Origin of the sequence: Pseudomonas sp. NPDC089407 (genome assembly GCF_044900445.1) — a bacterium.
Lineage (GTDB): Bacteria > Pseudomonadota > Gammaproteobacteria > Pseudomonadales > Pseudomonadaceae > Aquipseudomonas.
Genome location: NZ_JBJDNB010000014.1, coordinates 1 through 17,364 on the forward strand (window position 1 = coordinate 1; position 17,364 = coordinate 17,364).

Annotated in this window: 15 protein-coding genes and 2 pseudogenes; 14 read left to right on the plus strand and 3 right to left on the minus strand. The window is 63.1% G+C overall.

The window, feature by feature from the left end; translation table 11 throughout:
• Window positions 1–344: 344 nt before the first annotated feature.
• Window positions 345–1,139: a phasin family protein gene (locus ACI2KG_RS12795; RefSeq protein ID WP_404662146.1), complete on the minus strand. Its 795-nt coding sequence runs from the start codon at window positions 1,137–1,139 to the stop codon at window positions 345–347.
• Window positions 1,140–1,149: 10 nt separating this feature from the next.
• On the minus strand, window positions 1,150–1,569 hold the full coding sequence (locus tag ACI2KG_RS12800; RefSeq protein ID WP_404662147.1) for a phasin family protein: 420 nt from the start codon (window positions 1,567–1,569) through the stop codon (window positions 1,150–1,152).
• 177 nt (window positions 1,570–1,746) lie between these two features.
• Between ACI2KG_RS12800 and ACI2KG_RS12805 the strand changes: the two genes are divergently transcribed.
• Window positions 1,747–6,477 (plus strand): hypothetical protein, encoded by a 4,731-nt coding sequence (locus ACI2KG_RS12805; protein ID WP_404662148.1) that lies wholly within the window; start codon window positions 1,747–1,749, stop codon window positions 6,475–6,477.
• A gap of 20 nt (window positions 6,478–6,497) precedes the next feature.
• Here ACI2KG_RS12805 and ACI2KG_RS12810 read toward each other — a convergent pair whose 3' ends face one another.
• Complete coding sequence (locus ACI2KG_RS12810) at window positions 6,498–6,773, minus strand: polyhydroxyalkanoic acid system family protein (RefSeq protein WP_167068318.1); 276 nt, start codon at window positions 6,771–6,773, stop codon at window positions 6,498–6,500.
• A 124-nt stretch (window positions 6,774–6,897) separates the two neighbouring features.
• Between ACI2KG_RS12810 and ubiE the strand changes: the two genes are divergently transcribed.
• The 13 genes and pseudogenes from ubiE (at window position 6,898) to ACI2KG_RS12875 (ending at window position 17,268) form a co-directional block, all read left to right on the plus strand.
• Window positions 6,898–7,668: a bifunctional demethylmenaquinone methyltransferase/2-methoxy-6-polyprenyl-1,4-benzoquinol methylase UbiE gene (gene ubiE / locus ACI2KG_RS12815; RefSeq protein WP_404662149.1), complete on the plus strand. Its 771-nt coding sequence runs from the start codon at window positions 6,898–6,900 to the stop codon at window positions 7,666–7,668.
• Window positions 7,668–8,291, plus strand: a complete 624-nt coding sequence (locus tag ACI2KG_RS12820; RefSeq protein WP_404662150.1) for an SCP2 domain-containing protein — start codon at window positions 7,668–7,670, stop codon at window positions 8,289–8,291. The genes ubiE and ACI2KG_RS12820 overlap by 1 nt, the downstream gene beginning before the upstream one ends.
• Window positions 8,288–9,910 (plus strand): ubiquinone biosynthesis regulatory protein kinase UbiB, encoded by a 1,623-nt coding sequence (ubiB, locus tag ACI2KG_RS12825; RefSeq protein WP_404662151.1) that lies wholly within the window; start codon window positions 8,288–8,290, stop codon window positions 9,908–9,910. The genes ACI2KG_RS12820 and ubiB overlap by 4 nt, the downstream gene beginning before the upstream one ends.
• A 72-nt stretch (window positions 9,911–9,982) precedes the next feature.
• Window positions 9,983–10,375, plus strand: a complete 393-nt coding sequence (gene hisI / locus ACI2KG_RS12830; protein WP_019472588.1) for a phosphoribosyl-AMP cyclohydrolase — start codon at window positions 9,983–9,985, stop codon at window positions 10,373–10,375.
• A 1-nt stretch (window position 10,376) separates the two neighbouring features.
• Window positions 10,377–10,712, plus strand: coding sequence for a phosphoribosyl-ATP diphosphatase (locus tag ACI2KG_RS12835; RefSeq protein WP_016489563.1), 336 nt, complete (start codon window positions 10,377–10,379; stop codon window positions 10,710–10,712).
• 171 nt (window positions 10,713–10,883) lie between these two features.
• Window positions 10,884–11,171: a twin-arginine translocase TatA/TatE family subunit gene (locus tag ACI2KG_RS12840; protein ID WP_404662152.1), complete on the plus strand. Its 288-nt coding sequence runs from the start codon at window positions 10,884–10,886 to the stop codon at window positions 11,169–11,171.
• A 3-nt stretch (window positions 11,172–11,174) separates the two neighbouring features.
• On the plus strand, window positions 11,175–11,552 hold the full coding sequence (gene tatB / locus ACI2KG_RS12845; protein WP_404662153.1) for a Sec-independent protein translocase protein TatB: 378 nt from the start codon (window positions 11,175–11,177) through the stop codon (window positions 11,550–11,552).
• Window positions 11,549–12,337, plus strand: a complete 789-nt coding sequence (gene tatC / locus ACI2KG_RS12850) for a twin-arginine translocase subunit TatC (RefSeq protein ID WP_400612344.1) — start codon at window positions 11,549–11,551, stop codon at window positions 12,335–12,337. Before tatB ends, tatC begins: the two co-directional genes overlap by 4 nt.
• Window positions 12,334–13,041: a 16S rRNA (uracil(1498)-N(3))-methyltransferase gene (locus ACI2KG_RS12855; protein ID WP_404662154.1), complete on the plus strand. Its 708-nt coding sequence runs from the start codon at window positions 12,334–12,336 to the stop codon at window positions 13,039–13,041. Before tatC ends, ACI2KG_RS12855 begins: the two co-directional genes overlap by 4 nt.
• 102 nt (window positions 13,042–13,143) lie before the next feature.
• Window positions 13,144–14,205 (plus strand): annotated as a pseudogene (locus tag ACI2KG_RS12860) (methyl-accepting chemotaxis protein); the annotation flags it as partial.
• Window positions 14,206–14,346: 141 nt separating this feature from the next.
• Complete coding sequence (locus ACI2KG_RS12865) at window positions 14,347–15,060, plus strand: methyl-accepting chemotaxis protein (protein WP_404662229.1); 714 nt, start codon at window positions 14,347–14,349, stop codon at window positions 15,058–15,060.
• A gap of 264 nt (window positions 15,061–15,324) precedes the next feature.
• A pseudogene (locus tag ACI2KG_RS12870) lies at window positions 15,325–16,365 on the plus strand (methyl-accepting chemotaxis protein); the annotation flags it as partial.
• 198 nt (window positions 16,366–16,563) lie between these two features.
• Window positions 16,564–17,268, plus strand: a complete 705-nt coding sequence (locus ACI2KG_RS12875; RefSeq protein WP_400613229.1) for a methyl-accepting chemotaxis protein — start codon at window positions 16,564–16,566, stop codon at window positions 17,266–17,268.
• The last annotated feature ends 96 nt before the right edge of the window (window positions 17,269–17,364 follow it).

Below are 17,364 nucleotides of genomic sequence, written 5' to 3' on the forward strand. Positions count from 1 at the left end.
CGGGTTGCCTTCTTCGCGGGACAAGCCCGCTCCCACAATGGCCATTGTTCTCTGCGAGACAGCGCAGCCCGGAAGGGCTGGGTGATCTCCCACAGGGCCTGCGCACAATATCGAGTCTGCGCAAACCCTGTAGGAGCGGGCAAGCCCTAATGCCAGTCAGTTAAGACTGCCGGGGCTGCTGCGCAGCCCATCGCCGGCAAGCCTGCTCCCACACCGACCGCATTGAATTCAAGCCATGCGCCATATCTGTGGGAGCCTGGCTTGCCAGCGATGGGCCGCAACGCGGCCCCGAATTGCTTAACTGACCGGCATTAGGGCAAGCCCGCGAAGAAGGCGACGCGGTATCAGATCAGGGTACCGGTGCCAGTGGGTGCCGACGGGGTGCTGCTGGCCGGGGCGGCGGTTGGTGCCGGGGCTGCAGTTGCAGCGGGTGCAGCGCTGGCCGCTGGGGCTGCCGGTTTGGCCGCGGCGGGTTTGGCCGGGGCTTTTTTCACCGCTGGCTTCTTCGCCGCAGCTGGCTTGGCCGCTGCTGGTTTGGCTGCTGCTGGTTTGGCTGCCGCAGATTTGGCTGCTGGCTTCGCCGCTGCCGTTTTGGCCGCTGGTTTTGCCGTGGCAGTTTTAGCTACAGGCTTGGCTGCCGCAGGCTTGGCCGCTGCCGCCTTGGCCAGTGGCTTGGCCGCTGCCTTGCTCGCAGCCGGCTTGGCCGACGCAGTGCGGGACGAAACCGGCGTCACCGAAGCACCGGTCAGTTTCTCGATCTGCTTGGTCAGCGTGTCGACCTGCTGGTGCAGGGCCTTGATCTCGTTGCGGCTCGGTACGCCCAGACGCGAAATGGCGCTGTTGAGGCGCTTGTCGAAGGCCTCTTCCAACTCGCTCCACTTGCCCAGCGCACGATCTTTCACGCCAGACACGCGCGAAGTCGTCGAGGACTTGGCAGTATCGGCAACATCTTCAGCGGTTTTTTTCGCCTGCTTCTCAGCCTTCTCGCCATCCTTCACCAGCGAGTCGAACAGCTTGGGGCCGTCCTGGTCGATCTTCGAATAGATTCCCAGCCCCGCCAGCCAGATCTTGCGGGAGTATTTCTCGATCCCGCCGACCCAGGAGCTGCCTTCTTTGTCGGAATTCTTCTTGCCAGCCATCCTGCTCTCCTTATGGTTTGTGCGCGACGCGCTCAAGCAGCTCGTGCAGCTGTTCAAGCTTGATCGACAGCGCCTCAACGTCATGTTTAGACGGAATGCCGAGGCGATTCAAGGCGCGCCCTACCCGTGCGTCGAAAGCTTTTTCAATCTTGTCGAGTTGAATTTCTACCCGGCCTGGCACACGGCTGACAGCCTGGGTGGCTTCGTCGATCTGTGCGTTGGCTGCATCCAGCTCTTGGTCGATGCGTTTCTTGCCACGCTTCTCGACGCCTTCGCCGGCCTTGACCAGCTCCTGGAAGTAGTCGGAGCCTTCCTGGCCAACCCGCGCATAGGCGCCGACGCCCGCCAGCCAGATCTTGCGCGCGTAGCCGCGCACTTCGCCCAGCGTGCCAGGGGCGTCGTCCTTTTTCTTCACGTTCACTTTGGCCATGCTGTGTACCTCATGCTCATGAGAGGAAATAACGCCCATAAAGGCTGGGCTTGAGCATACGGTAGGCAAGAAAATTAGAATCCTCACCCTAAGGTGCTGCCGGCCTTAACCATCTACCGCAAGTACAGGGCCACCCCACGCTAGCGTCATGTCACCCACCTGTTCGAAGCTGACGCCGTGACTGACACCCCTGATTCATCTAGCGAAACCTTCAAGCAAAAAGTCGCAGACTGTTTCGCTAAACGCCCCACGATACGCGACGTACTGTCCCATGAAGGGTTCAAGGTTCTCGTCGATCATTACCCGTGGGTGCGCGACACCCATCCACAGCTCACCTCGCTCGATGATTTCGTCATCCTGCACACCGCGGACGGTGCCGACACGCACCGCTCGTTGGTGGATGAATTGCTTGAGCATTTTCGGACAGGTAAACGTCTGCAGCTTAGCCTTGCCGATCGGCCAAGCATCGCGCCGCCTGAGCCGTTTCAGTTACAGGTCGAAGGAGCGGGTAACAGCAAACCGGCCGCAATTGCCTTGGACTTGAGCCGGCTCAACGAGGGCCTGGAGCACGTGCTGGGTGCCCTGCTGGAAATGTTCCAGCTGGCTCAGGTCGGTTTTTGGAATGGCACCGACCCAACCACCCAGGTCACCCGTACGCTCTGGCTTGAGCATACGATCAAGGCCGCGCTGCTTTGCAACCTGCACGATCAGGGGTTGGATATCGATGAAAAGGCTGCCCTGTACGCTCTGCTCGCCGAGGCCCATGAAGGCCTGGTCATCAGCGCAGTGAGCGTAAACCTGAAAACAGCAGGCGGGACGCTGTCGGTAACCTTGGCAGGCCTGCTGCTGAGCATGGCGCACGGCCCGCGGCGCCTACTTCTGCATTGCAAGCCGGACGGGAGGGTGCGCAGCTTCACCGACCTGACGGCCTTCGCCAGCGCGTTGCAGGGCGAGTTGGCCCGGCGCTATCGCTTCGAGCGGCTGTCCTGGGCGCACACCACCGTGATCGGCAACCCATTCGCCTTCCAGGCCAGGCAACTGCTCAATGCCATGCTTGAAGACATTGAGCGTTTCAGCATTGGCTCGTTGACCTCGGTCAGTGATTTGCAGAACCAGTTGCACCGGCTGACCGACCCAAGTACGTATTTTCTTAACCAGGCCTGCCGGGCGCACAACATGCCTGACGTCAGCCTACCGGCTTGGCTAGCCAGCGCCGAGGGCGGGGACCGCCACGCCTACCATGCGGCGCTGCTCGATCTGGCCGCTCGGCAAGGGCATTCCAAAGGTTCCACCTCACTCAGCGATGTCGACGACCTTCAGCGCTACGCCAAGCGCCGCCTGCGCGAGCAACTACAAAGCAGCTACCCGCAAGTGGCACAGCACGACCCTGACCAGGTATTGATCGAGGTTTCGCAAACCATCGTCGGCAGCGCTATACAAGGAGGGCAATCGCTGCCCCTGCGCAGGATGAGCTTGACGGACCTGGCCATCGCCCGCTTGCGCCTCGATGCTGGCGAAGTAATGACTGGCGTGACGCTACCCACTGGCGGCAAGCCCGGCGGCTGGCTGAGCCTCGAGCAAATCAACGCGCTGATTCACAAAGTGGACATTGGTGGCCAGTACCCTCGCTATCTGGACACCAAGGTGGCCGAACAACCACGCAGGGGCGAGCGGATCACGCAATACGCATGGGAATGGCGGCGTCACTTGCTGTTCAGCACCCTCAAAGCCGGCATCCAGCAACAGCTGAGCGCACCCGCGCGCGATGCGCTGCTAGCTTGTTGCCAAAATTACGGCGATGGCCAGCCACTGCGCATTGGCCCACTGGCGTTTCTTTGCGCGCCAGGTGCTGCGACCACGGACATCGCCCACGGCATGTTCCTGATCAAGCTACCCGCCGCGCATGGCTGGGTCCTGTACCGCCCGTTCTATGCGAGCCACGTCCTGCTGGAGTTCGCTGAGCTGGATCAGCTGATGGCCGCAATCCGCACTGAAGGTGAATTGCAACAAAGTATCCTCGACTGGCTGCATGAAGACGTACGCGCGGTGTATGCAAATGACGGCTTCACGCGCCCTCACCTTCATCCCAGGCTGGAACAACTGGCGCATTTGCTGGGTGGTGAAAGCCTTGTGGCGGACGAACTGGTACAGCTGCTGCGACAACCGGTCGATTGCGTTTTCAGCCCTTGGTTGGCCGATCTGGACGCCCACCTGTGCGACGCCAGGATCAGTGCCATACGCCTGGCGGCATCAAGCAGCAGCCTGTCCAACGCGCAGGAAAAATGGCAGCTGGTGCAACAGGCGGCCTGGTCGTTGTTCAACACCTTGGCCGTATTCTGGCGCGGCCCCTTGGCCGTCCTGACCTGGCTGCTACAAGCACTGTCGGCCGCCCAGGATGATGTGTCGGTGCTGGCCAACGGTAGCGATGAAGCGCGCATCGTGGCAGCCATTGACCTACTGACCAACCTGGCCATGCTTCTGGCCCATCGCGATGCGCCTCTGCCCGCAAGCGGCACGCCGGCTGCGAAGTTGCGGTTTACCGAGCCCGTCGAGCCGGATGGGGCCATGACAGCGGTCGCAGACAAACCGCATGAGCGCCCCTGGGAAACACTGACCGCCGAGCAGAAGGCAGTACCCATGCGGCTCACCAGCTGGCACGACCACCAGCGCGTGGGCAACCTGACGCCGCCCGAGCGCCAGGCACTGGTCAAGCTTCAGGCCACCTTGTCGCTAGACGGCCATGCACCCTTGGTCGAGGGCCGCCTGCGCGGTTTGTATCACATCGCCAACCGCCACTATGTGTCACTGCAGGGGGCAGCGTACGAAGTGCAGGAGACATGGGGCGGCATTCAGATCGTCGGCCCGGACCCGAGCAGCAGTGAATGGCAATCACGATGGCAGGGCGCCCCCGACGGCTACCACATCGTCGGCCGTGAGCGCAGCAGAGGCCCTTGGCTGACACGCTGGAACGGCGAGTGGGCACTCAACCTGAAACTGGCAGGTGGCATGCCCAGGACCAGCAGGTCCGTCAACGCTGATAACCAGCAGCGCTACGCACAATTGCGCGATACGGCATTGCGCAATGGCGACGCGTTGAACAAGCTGCGCCCTCTCATGGAGCGCAACAGCCAGCGCCTTGCCGATTATGACGAGCTCGCCGCAGCTTACAGCCGCACGTCGCAAGCGTTGCCCGCGCATGAGCGCGCCAATCCACCCGAAGCACTGCAGGCGCAAAAACAACAGCTGCTCGCCCAGCGTCGGCTACATGCCGCCGAGCTCAAGGCCTCTGCGCTGTTCCTGGAGAAACAGGGCGAGATCCTGGAGGCAAACGTCAACACCTTCAGGGAGCTGATTGAACCGCGCTTTCTCAGGCTGGACGCTACCGGGACCAATGCCAGCAGATTCAGCAAGTGGTTCGAGGCGGCCATAGACAGCGACATGCTGTTATGCCGACGTCTGCTGGAACAAGTCGATCATGAACTGCTGGTGGTGCAGGGCAAGCGCATAGTGCGGCTGCCGCAGACCAACGAGCAGATTCAACACTATCTCAACTACCGTGAAAGCGTTCGCGACTCGCTGCAGGCCAGCCGCCGCCTGCTGGTAATCAGCCGCCGGCTGGATCGGGCCTTACCTGAAGCGTTGGAAAACAGCAAAATCGACTTCGCCGACAAGGCCAGCAAGATCGAGACCGCCATCAAGCGGCGCGCCTATTCAACGTTAGTGGTGCACGCGCAGTTAATCGGCGACCTGGCTTACCTGACACTGGACAAGACCAAGCTAACCGCCGAATCAGCCGACAACCTGCTGCCGATGCGGGAGGTGCTTAGCAACAACGATCTGAGCCGCACGATCTGGAGCCATGACGGCCTCGCCACGGCCGTCGGCTCTGCCGAAGACAAGGCCGACGTGCTGGATGATGTGCTACGCCGGTATCGCGCGATACTCGATAAGGCCCACTACATGAGGCAGCTCAGCGACCCGGCGCTGGACGAGGCCATCCTCGATGAATATATCCAGGAAATGCAAGCGCTGGTAAACACCACCGAAGTCCAGCTAGGCACGGCGCTGGCCAACCTCGACAAAGGCATCGCCACGCCGCCGCCGCGCACAATCCAGCACCCCGTGCCGGTCAAGCGCACGGTGATCCGCGTCGCACGTGGTCGCCCGGCGCTGGTGGAAGCGCAAGGCGACCACGCAATTCAACGCAACCCCCTGAATCAACAACCCGCTGGCAGCTACGAGCGACGCGGTCATGAGTGGCATGAGCAAATCGCCCCACCACGCGCCGCCGAGCACGACCTGGCCCAGCTGCGCAAGCAGGCCAGGCACCTGCTGGCAAAAATTGATGAAAAGCTCGACTTTGCAGCCCGCTATGCAGACCAACCCAATAGCCTGGCTGACTTCCTGGACTGGCCTATCGATGACATGAGCACGCTGGCTCGACAACTGGAGCGGACCGACGGCAGCCTGGTCGACCAGCTGCGCCAGGCGATCGCCAGGGTCAGCGAGCGCAAGCAGCAGCTGCTCACCCATGCCTACCTGAACACCCGCCACCCTGACAGCGCCGCCTTGCGCTACCTGGTAGGGCAGCAGCGCGTCACAATCAGGCCCAGCGTAGTGCGCAAAGCGCTTCGCCACGCGAATGACTACCTCGACACCTACGCAATCAGCGACGTCCAAGCCCCGCAAACGGTGCTGTGGGAGGCTCACTTTCATTACCGCACTGCGGATGCCAAGGCCCGTGACTTCGTCAAAGGCCACCTTAAATTCCGCGAGCCCCGCGCTATCGGCCGAGACGCCGAGCTGGAGCTGGCCAGCGACCCGAAGGAACGCATAGCCATTTACCGTGGCGACCTGCGCCTGGCACAGATTGCCGATCTGATCCCGTTCCCGCCCGACTTACCGTAGCCAGCCACGCGCGCTGGGCCTCAGGCCAGGGCCTTGTCCAGTGCGCGCTCGATCTCGCCCTTGATGGTACCGCTCATCATCGACAGCATCATGCCCAGCTTCAGCTCTACGCGGATGCTGTCCTCACCGATGTGCACGCTGCCATTGGCACCGCTGCGCGCCACATCGACGCGGTCGCCGTTCCAGGTGGCCTTGAGGTCGTATTCGCGGCTGAGCTTGTCGACCAGCGCTTCGGCTTTGGCGCGGGCGGCCTCACGGCCGAGGGAGTGTTTGCGTTCGACGCTGATCTGGGTCATGCGGGCGTTCCTGAAGATGTAGACATAATGGGCATTATGCCCGCCCCTGCCCACTGGCACACCCCGCCAAGACAAAACCGCCCGTACGCCCTAGAATGGCGGTAATTTTTTTCGGTGAAGCGATATGAACGACCAGCGCAAAGGCGAACACGCCGAACCCACCACCCATTTCGGCTACCAGGACGTCCCTGAAAGCCAGAAGGCGAAGAAAGTCGCCGAAGTGTTCCACTCGGTGGCCGCCAAGTACGACCTGATGAACGACGTGCTGTCCGGCGGCATGCACCGCCTGTGGAAGCGCTTTACCATCGAGCTGTCGGGCGTGCGCAGCGGCAACCGCGTGCTGGACATCGCCGGCGGTACCGGCGACCTGGCGGCCAAGTTTTCGCGCCTGGTCGGCCCCACCGGGCAAGTGGTGCTGGCCGATATCAACGAATCGATGCTCAAGGTCGGCCGTGACCGCCTGCTCGACCGCGGCGTGGCCGGCAACATCGAGTTCGTTCAGGCCGACGCCGAGAAGCTGCCGTTCCCGGACAACCACTTCGACTGCGTGACCATTGCCTTCGGCCTGCGCAATGTCACCCACAAGGACGCCGCCATCCGCTCGATGCTGCGTGTGCTCAAGCCCGGTGGCCGCCTGTTGATCCTGGAGTTCTCCAAGCCGACCAACAAGCTGATGTCCAAGGCCTACGACGCCTACTCGTTCGCCTTCATGCCGCTGGCCGGCAAGCTAATTACCAATGACGCCGAGAGCTACCGTTACCTCGCCGAGTCGATCCGCATGCACCCCGATCAGGAAACCCTGAAGAGCATGATGGTCGAGGCCGGCTTCGACCGCGTCACCTACCACAACATGACCAGCGGTATCGTTGCCGTGCACCGCGGTATCAAGCCCTGATGTTGCTGGCCGGGCTGCTCGCCAGCGTCGAACATGGCCTGAACCGCGTCTTGCGCATGGACAGCACGGCCCTGCCGCGGCTGGCCGCGCTGGAAGGCAGGGTCATCGAGATCGACTGCCGCCAACCGGCCCTGCAGGTGTTCATCCTGCCCGATGAAGAGGGCCTGATGCTCGCCGCCCACTGGGAGGGGGAGGTCGACTGCAGCCTGCGCGCCCCGGCCGGCAGCCTGGCGCAACTGGCCCTGGCCAGGGACAAGACCGCCGTGCTGCACAGCCCGCAGGTCGAACTGCATGGCGACAGTGCCGTGCTGCTCGACCTGTTCGGCGTGCTGCAGGACCTGGAGCTGGATTGGGAACATGAGTTGCAGCGCTGGCTCGGGCCGGTCGCCACGGCCATGCTCGCCGGGCACATCCGCCTGCGCGCACGCTGGACCCGCCAGGGCCTGGCGCGCTTCAGCCAGAACCTGTCCGAATACCTGGCCGAAGAGTCCCGCACCCTGGTCGGCAAGCGCGAAGCCGAGGCCGCCTTCAGCGAACTCGATGCCCTCAAGCTCGACATAGAACGCCTCGAGGCGCGCCTCAAGCGCCTTTCCCGATCCCTTGATACCAGCGATAACGCATGAAGCTGCTCGCCGTCCGCCGTCTTTTTCGCATCCAGCGTGTGGTGATGCGCTACCGTCTCGATGACCTGCTGTTCGAACAGCCCCTGCTGCCCTGGTGGCTGGCCAGCCTGCGCCTGCTGATGCCGTGGCGCTGGCTGCCGCGCAAGCCCAGCGAACTGAGCCGCGGCGCGCGCCTGCGCCTGGCGTTGCAGGAACTGGGGCCGATCTTTATCAAGTTCGGCCAGCTGCTATCCACCCGCCGCGACCTGCTGCCCAATGACATCGCCGACGAGCTGATGCTGTTGCAGGACCGTGTGCCACCGTTCGACCCCAAGCAGGCCGTGGCGCTGATCGAGGCACAGTTGGGCGCACCGGTGGCGCAACTGTTCAGCCGCTTCGACGTCGAACCGCTGGCCTCGGCCTCGGTGGCCCAGGTACACGCCGCCCGCCTGAAAACCGGCGAAGAAGTGGTGGTCAAAGTGGTGCGCCCGGGCCTCAAACCCGTTATCGCCCAGGACCTGGCCTGGCTGTTCCTGATTGCCAAGGCCGCCGAGCGCGCCTCGGCCGATGCCCGCCGCCTGCACCCGGTGGAAATCGTCGGCGACTATGAAAAGACCATCTACGACGAGCTGGACCTGCTGCGCGAAGCGGCCAACGCCAGCCAGTTGCGGCGCAACTTCGAAGGCTCCGAGCTGATGTACGTGCCCCAGGTGTACTGGGACCTGTGCCGGCCCAAGGTACTGGTGATGGAGCGCATCTATGGCGTGCCGGTGACCGACATGGCCACCCTCGCCGACCAGCGCACCGACATGAAGCTGCTGGCCGAGCGTGGCGTGGAGGTGTTCTTCACCCAGGTGTTCCGCGACAGCTTCTTCCATGCCGACATGCACCCGGGCAACATCTTCGTCAGCACGGTCAAGCCGTGGAGCCCGCAGTACATCGCCATCGACTGCGGCATTGTCGGCAGCCTCACCGCCGAAGACCAGGACTACCTGGCGCGCAACCTGTTTGCCTTCTTCAAGCGTGACTACCGCCGCGTCGCCCAGTTGCACATCGACTCGGGCTGGGTGCCGGCGAACACCAAGGTGAATGAATTCGAAGCAGCGATCCGTACCGTATGCGAGCCGATCTTCGAAAAACCGTTAAAGGATATTTCCTTTGGCCAAGTGTTGATGCGCCTGTTCCAGACTGCACGACGCTTCAACATGGAAGTGCAGCCACAGTTGGTGCTGCTGCAGAAGACCCTGCTCAACATCGAGGGCCTGGGGCGCCAGTTGTACCCCGACCTGGACCTGTGGAGCACAGCCAAGCCCTACCTTGAACGCTGGATGCGTGACCGCTACAGCCCCAAGGCCATGTTCGGCAACCTGTACAGCCAGGCAGAGCAATTGCCACACCTGGCGGGCATGACCCGCGACCTGCTCGAGCGCCTGTCGCAGCCGCACCTGAACGACCCGCAACTGCCGGAGCGCCGCCGCCAGGGCGACCGCTGGGCGCTGCGCCTGCTGGGTGCCGGCCTGCTCGGGGGTGGCGCGGTACTGGCCGCTGGCGCCGCCGAGGCCGCCAGCCTGGCCGCCCCGGCCGCCTGGCCGGCGTGGTTGATGCTGGCCGCAGGCCTGTACCTGATCGTACGCCAATAGCCAGCCGCGCCTGTGGCTGGCACACTAGCGCAAATGGCCCGGTACAGGAGCGGGCCCGCTTTGGAGTCGACGATGAAAGACTGGCTGGACGAGATCAAGTGGAACAGCGATGGCCTGGTACCGGCGATCGCCCAGGACCACAAGACCGGACGCGTGCTGATGATGGCCTGGATGAACCGCGAATCGCTGGCCCTGACTGCCACCGAGCAACGCGCCATCTACTGGTCGCGTTCGCGTGGCAAGCTGTGGCGTAAAGGCGAAGAGTCCGGGCATGTGCAGAAGCTGCATGAACTGCGCCTGGACTGCGACGCCGACGTGATCATCCTGATGGTCGAGCAACTGGGCCATATCGCCTGCCATACCGGCCGTGAAAGCTGCTTCTACCGCGTCTTCGAAGACGGCCAGTGGAAAATCGTCGACCCGGTCCTGAAAGACCCGGATGCCATCTACAGCGCAGGACACTGACATGAGCGACACCCTCAACCGCCTGGCCGAAGTGCTTGAAGAACGCAAGCAAGCGGCGCCTGACAGCTCCTACGTGGCCAGCCTGTACCACAAGGGCCTGAACAAGATCCTTGAAAAGCTCGGCGAAGAGTCGGTCGAGACGATCATTGCCGCCAAGGATGCCGCGGTCAGCAAGGATTACAGCGATGTCATCTACGAAACCGCCGACCTGTGGTTTCATAGCCTGGTGATGCTCAGCGCGCTGGGCCAGCATCCGCAGGCCGTGCTGGATGAGCTGGACCGCCGCTTCGGCTTGTCCGGGCATGATGAGAAGGCTGCACGGCAGCCATCTGCCTGATGTAATTTAGGTGCGTGGTGCCCCTCTCTTTTTTGTGGGAGCGGGTTCACCCGCGAAGAATGCGACGCGGTGTATGGCACCGGCCAAGCCGGTGTTCGCGGGTGAACCCGCTCCCACAGGGACCGCGTTGGCAGAACAATTCGCTTTACCTGTAAATTTCAGGAGTACGAAATGGGTATCTTTGACTGGAAACACTGGATCGTCCTGCTGGTGGTCGTGGTCCTGGTGTTCGGCACCAAGAAGCTGAAAAACTTCGGCAGTGACCTGGGCGAGTCGATCAAGGGCTTTCGCAAGGCCATGAACGACGAAGAGACCAAGCCGGCCGAGCCAACCACGCCGCCTGCCCAGCCCGTGCCGCCGGTGCAGGCACCTCACCCGCAGAGCAGCGCCCAGCCGCAGCAAGGCCACACCATCGAGGGCCAGGCCCAGCCGGTCCACGAGCCACAGCGGAAAGACTGACCCATGTTCGGCATCAGCTTCAGTGAGCTATTGCTCGTCGGCCTGGTCGCCCTGCTGGTGCTCGGCCCCGAGCGCCTGCCGGGTGCCGCGCGCACCGCAGGCCTGTGGATCGGCCGCCTCAAGCGCAGCTTCAACAGCATCAAGATGGAAGTAGAGCGCGAAATCGGCGCCGACGACATCCGCCGCCAGTTGCACAACGAGCACATCCTGCAGATGGAAGAGGAAGCCAAGCGCATCCTCAACCCGCTGACGCCACCTGCGCAGCCGCCGGTAACCACGGCCAGCGTGCAGCCACCTGCCGGCCTCGAAGCCAGGCCGGTCGAGCCGCCTGCCGCCCCGGTCGCCCCTTCTGAACCGCCTCAACCGCCGCGAGCCCCATGAGCGAGAACCCGGAACACGACCAGCCGATGCCGCTGGTTTCGCACCTGACCGAACTGCGCACCCGCCTGCTGCGTTGTGTTGCGGTCATTTTCCTGATCTTTGCCGGGCTGTTCAGCTTCGCCCAGCAGATCTACACCATTGTTTCGGCGCCCTTGCGTGATCACTTGCCGGCCAACGCGACGATGATCGCCACCGACGTGGCCTCGCCGTTCCTTACGCCGTTCAAACTGACCATGATCGTCTCGCTGTTCCTGGCGATCCCGTTCATTCTCCAGCAGATCTGGGGCTTTATCGCTCCTGGGCTGTACCGCCACGAAAAGCGCATTGCCATTCCACTGCTAATATCGAGCATCCTGCTGTTCTATGCCGGCATGGCCTTCGCCTATTTCCTGGTGTTCCCGCTGATGTTCAAGTTCTTCGCCGCTGCCACCCCGGCAGGCGTGGCGATGATGACCGACATCGCCAACTACCTCGACTTCGTGATGACGCTGTTCTTCGCCTTTGGCGTGGCCTTCGAAATCCCGGTTGCGGTGGTGCTGCTGGTGTGGATCGGCGTGGTCGATGTGAAGTACCTGAAAAAGATTCGTCCCTACGTGATCATCGGCTGCTTCGTGGTCGGCATGGTCCTTACGCCGCCGGACATCTTCTCGCAGACCCTGCTGGCCGTGCCCATGTGGCTGCTGTTCGAGATCGGCGTGCTGTGTGGCAGCCTGATCCGCAAGCGCGGTGCCCACGACGAAGCCGCCGACGACCCTAACGACCAGCCACCAGCGACCCAACCGTGAACCTGCTGCTTCTTGAAGAGGCCGACTTTGTTTCGGCCGACCGCGTCGTTCTTGCTGATCGTCGCTTCACCCACATGCAGGAAATCCACCGCGTGGCGGTGGCCGACACGCTGCGCGTGGGCCGTATTAACGGCCTGATGGGCAAGGCTACGGTGCTGCGCGTGGAACAGCACGAGGCCGAGCTGGAGGTGGCCTTCGACCAGCCGCCACCGGTCAAGCTGCCGCTGACCCTGGTGCTGGCGGTGCCCCGCCCGAAAATGCTGCGCCGGCTGTTCCAGACCGTGGCCACCCTGGGCGTGCCGCGGCTGATCCTGGTGAACAGCTACAAGGTCGAGAAGAGCTTCTGGCAAACGCCGTTCCTGCAGCCGCAGAGCATCCGCGACAACCTTATCCTTGGCCTGGAACAGGCGCGTGACACGGTGCTGCCCGAGGTGATCATCGAGAAGCGCTTCAAGCCGTTCGTCGAAGACCGCCTGCCGGCGATTGCCGCTGGCACCCTGGGCCTGGTCGGTCATCCCGGTCCCTACCCTGCCTGCCCGCGTGCCGTGGACCAGGCCGTGACCCTGGCGATCGGCCCCGAGGGTGGCTGGATCCCCTATGAAATCGACCTGCTGGGCAAGGCGGGCCTTGCGCCTGTGCAACTGGGTGATCGCATCTTGCGGGTGGAAACAGCTGTCACGGCACTACTATCGCGAATTTTCTGACATACACATCGGAATTTTCCTCCCATCAAGTTTCACGCTCCCAGGCCGATGGCCTTGGCAACACAACAATGATTAGTGCTGCCAACGCCGAGGGAGTCGCACATGTATCAATGGATCGCCCATTCACTGGGCAATATCAGCGTCAATCGCAAACTCGGGCTGGGGTTCGGGCTGGTTCTGCTGTTGACCTTGGCCATCACCCTGACCGGGTGGCACGGCCTGGACAGCATCATTGATCGGGGCGACAAGCTCGGTAACATCTCCGTCATCCAGCAGCACACCCAGGAGTTGCGCATCGCCCGCCAGCACTACGAGCGCCGGCGTGACGACGCGTCGGTGGCAGAGCTGGAAAAGACGTTGGGCAAACTCGACCGCCAGGTGCAGCTGATGCTGGGGCAGATCGAAGACCCGACGGACCGCCAGCGCCTGGAGCAGCAACGCGACGCCGTGCAGGTTTACCAGCAGGCGTTCAACGAGCTGAAACAGGCCGGCCAGCGGCGCGAGGCCAGCCGTGACGTGCTCGGCGACAGCGCAGACAAGGCAGCCGAACTCATCGACAAGGTACAGCGCGGCTTGCTTGAGGGCGGCGTGGTCAGCCAGTACCAGCACGCCGTCGAAGTCAGTGCCCAGTTGCAGCAGGCGCGCTTCCAGGTGCGCGGCTACACCTACAGCGGCAACGCCAGCTTCCAGCAGACCGCCCTGCAGGCCATTGACCGGGCACTGCAAGAGCTACGCGCGCTACCCGGCAAAGTCGGCGCCGAACACGCCGCCAGCCTCGACGACGCCAGCGCCGCCCTTGCCAGCTACCGCGATGCGGTCACCCAGTTCGGCAACGCGCAAGCGGCAAGCGAACAAGCCCTGCAACACATGGCTGACCAGGGCACCGTGCTGCTGGAAACCAGCCAGGCCATGACCACCTCGCAAACGGATCGACGCGACGCGGCTGCGGCTCAGGCCAAGACCCTGCTGGCCGTTGCCACCCTGTTGGCCTTGGTCCTCGGCCTGCTGGCTGCCTGGGTCATCACCCGGCAGATCATCATCCCACTGCGCCAGACGCTGCAGGCCGCGGAGCGTGTGGCCAACGGCGACCTCAGCCAGGCGCTGCAGGTGCAACGCCGGGACGAGCTGGGCCAGCTTCAGGCCAGCATGCAACGCATGACCCAAGGCCTGCGCGAATTGATCGGTGGCATCGGCGATGGGGTCACCCAGATCGCCAGTGCGGCCGAGCAGCTGTCGGCCGTGACCGAGCAGACCAGCGCTGGGGTCAACAACCAGAAGGTCGAGACCGACCAGGTCGCGACCGCCATGAACCAGATGACCGCCACGGTGCACGAGGTGGCCCGTAACGCCGAGCAGGCCTCGGAAGCCGCTGTCATGGCCGACCAGCAAGCCCGCGAAGGCGACCGTGTGGTGGGAGAAGCCGTGGCGCAGATCGAGCGCCTGGCCAGTGAAGTGGTCAACTCCAGCGAAGCGATGAACCAGCTCAAGGCCGAAAGCGACAAGATTGGCAGCGTGCTCGACGTGATCAAGTCGGTGGCCCAACAGACCAACCTGCTTGCCCTTAACGCGGCGATCGAGGCCGCCCGTGCCGGTGAAGCCGGGCGTGGCTTTGCCGTGGTCGCCGACGAAGTACGCAGCCTGGCCCAGCGCACCCAGCAGTCGACTGAAGAGATCGAAGAGCTGATTGCTGGCCTGCAGAGCGGCACCCAGCGGGTGGCCAGCGTGATGGACAACAGCCGCCAGCTGACCGACAGCAGCGTCGAACTGACCCGCCGTGCCGGCAGCTCGCTGGAAACCATCACCCGTACCGTGTCGTCGATCCAGGCGATGAACCAGCAGATTGCTACGGCGGCAGAGGAACAGACGGCCGTGGCCGAGGAGATCAACCGCAGCGTGATGAATGTGCGGGATATTTCCGACCAGACCTCGGCGGCCAGTGAAGAGACCGCCAGTTCGAGCGTGGAGCTGGCGCGGCTGGGTACCCATTTGCAGGGGTTGGTGGGGCGGTTCAGGCTCTGACCTGAAGTAATGGGCCGCCTGTTCTGGCCTCTTCGCGGGTGAACCCGCTCCCACAGATATCGCGCAGGACCCAAGGCTTGTGCAATACCTGTGGGAGCGGGTTCACCCGCGAAGAGGCCGGTGCAGGCGAAAAGCTTCCTACTCTTTGCGGCGAATTTTCCTACACGATTATCAGGTCAAGTCCTACAGCTCCGCTGCCGATGGGCAGAGGTGTGATGCCAGCAATCCGCCTGCATCCCTCTTTCACTTGCACGGAGACTCCCCATGCTCGGCTACCTCAACCGCAAGCTCGGCAACATCAGCGTCGCCGCCAAGCTCGGCCTCGGCTTTGCCGTGGTCCTGCTGCTTACCCTGGCTACTACTATCAGCGGCTGGCGCGCGCTGGACGAGGCCATCATCCGCTCGCAGCAACTGAGCGAAATCGGCACGATCAATGACCTGACCAAGGACCTGCGCGCAGAGCGCATCACCTACCGGGTGCTCAACGACGACGCCAGCAAAGCGCGCATCGGCACTATTCTTGATCAGCTCAACAACAGGCTCACTACCCTGCAGCAACGCAGTAACGTCGATGAGTCGCGAGAAATGCTGACCGAAAAGCTGGCATTGCTGCAGCAGGTCCGCGACGAATTCAGCGAGCTGCAGCGCAGTGTCGCCAACCGCCTCGAGCTGCAAGCAGCGATGCAGGCGCAACAGCAGAAGCTCAATGTAGCGATTGACGACCTGCAGACCCAGGCGCTGCTGAAAATGCCGGCAGACAGCCAGCAAAGCGGCCTGCTGGGGCTGATGGACACCCTTAGCCGCCATGTCGAAGGCGCCCAGCAGCAAAGCCTGGTGCCAGCGTATACCTTTAGCCCGGTCGAGGACTTCAGCAAGGTTGGCGACAGCGCCCTGGACGCTGCCGATACCAGCCTTGGGCAGCTGCTAAGGGGGGTTGCGCAACTGGGCTTGCCGCGGAGCCTGATCGAGCAGCCAGGGGTCGAACTTAACAAGTACCGCGCCAGCCTGGATCAGTACCGCCGTGCTGCTGTGCGTGCCGAGCAGTTGCAGAACAGCATGGAAAACAAAGGCAACGAGCTGCGCGCGGTAAGCCTTGAACTGGGTAAACGCAAGATCGAGCAGCGCGACAGCGAAGCATTGGCGGCGCGTTCTCTGCTGACCAGCGTGGCACTGCTGGCATTGGTGGTCGGAGCGGCAGCTGCCTGGTTGATCACCCAGCAAATCACCCAGCCACTGCGCCAGACCTTGGTGGTGGCCGGGCGCATCGCCAAGGGCGACCTGAGCCAGGTAGAACCTGCGCAACGCCGCGACGAGATGGGCCAGCTGCAAGCCAGCATGGGCGAAATGACCCTGAGCTTGCGCCAGCTGATCGGCGGTATCGACCAAGGTGTGGGCCAGCTGTCGCAGGCTGCCTCACAGCTGGCGGCAACCAGCGAGGACACCAAAATGCGGATCAACCAGCAGCGTGAAGAAACCGACCAGGTGGCCACGGCCATGAACCAGATGAGCGCAACTGTGCAAGAGGTGGCGCAAAATGCCGAACAGGCCTCGTTCGCCGCCACCAATGCCGACCAGCAGGCGCAGCTGGGCGACCAGGTGGTGAGCGAAGCGATCGGGCGTATCGAGCAGCTGGCCGGGCAGATGGACCACTGCCTGGCGGCCATGCAGCACCTGGCGGGTGAGAGCCAGCGGATCGGCAGCATTCTCGATGTGATCAAGTCGGTTTCCGAACAGACCAATCTGCTGGCCCTGAACGCGGCGATCGAAGCGGCCCGCGCCGGTGAGGCCGGGCGCGGTTTTGCCGTGGTTGCCGATGAAGTGCGCGGGCTGGCACAGCGCACCTCGACCGCGACCGAAGAAATCGGCCAGCTGATCGACAGCCTGCACCACGGCACAGACGAGGTCACCCGGCTGCTGGACAGCAGCAAGAACCTCACCGAGCAGAGCGTGGAGCTAAGCCGCAAGGCCGGCCTGGCGCTGGGCCAGATCACCGATACGGTGTCTCATATACAGGGCATGAACCAGCAGATCGCCACCGCCAGCGAAGAACAGAGCGTGGTGGCCGAGCAGATCAACCGTAGCGTGCTGAATGTGCGCGATGCGTCCGATCAGACCAGTGCGGCCAGTGAGCAGACGGCGGCTTCGAGTGGGGAGCTGGAGCAGTTGGGGCAGCAGTTGCGGGGGATGGTGGGGCGGTTCAACATCTGAGACCGAGTCGCCTGCTTCGCGGGTGAACCCGCTCCTACAACTATTTCCGCTGTTCCAAGGACAGCACAATACCTGTGGGAGCGGGTTTACCCGCGA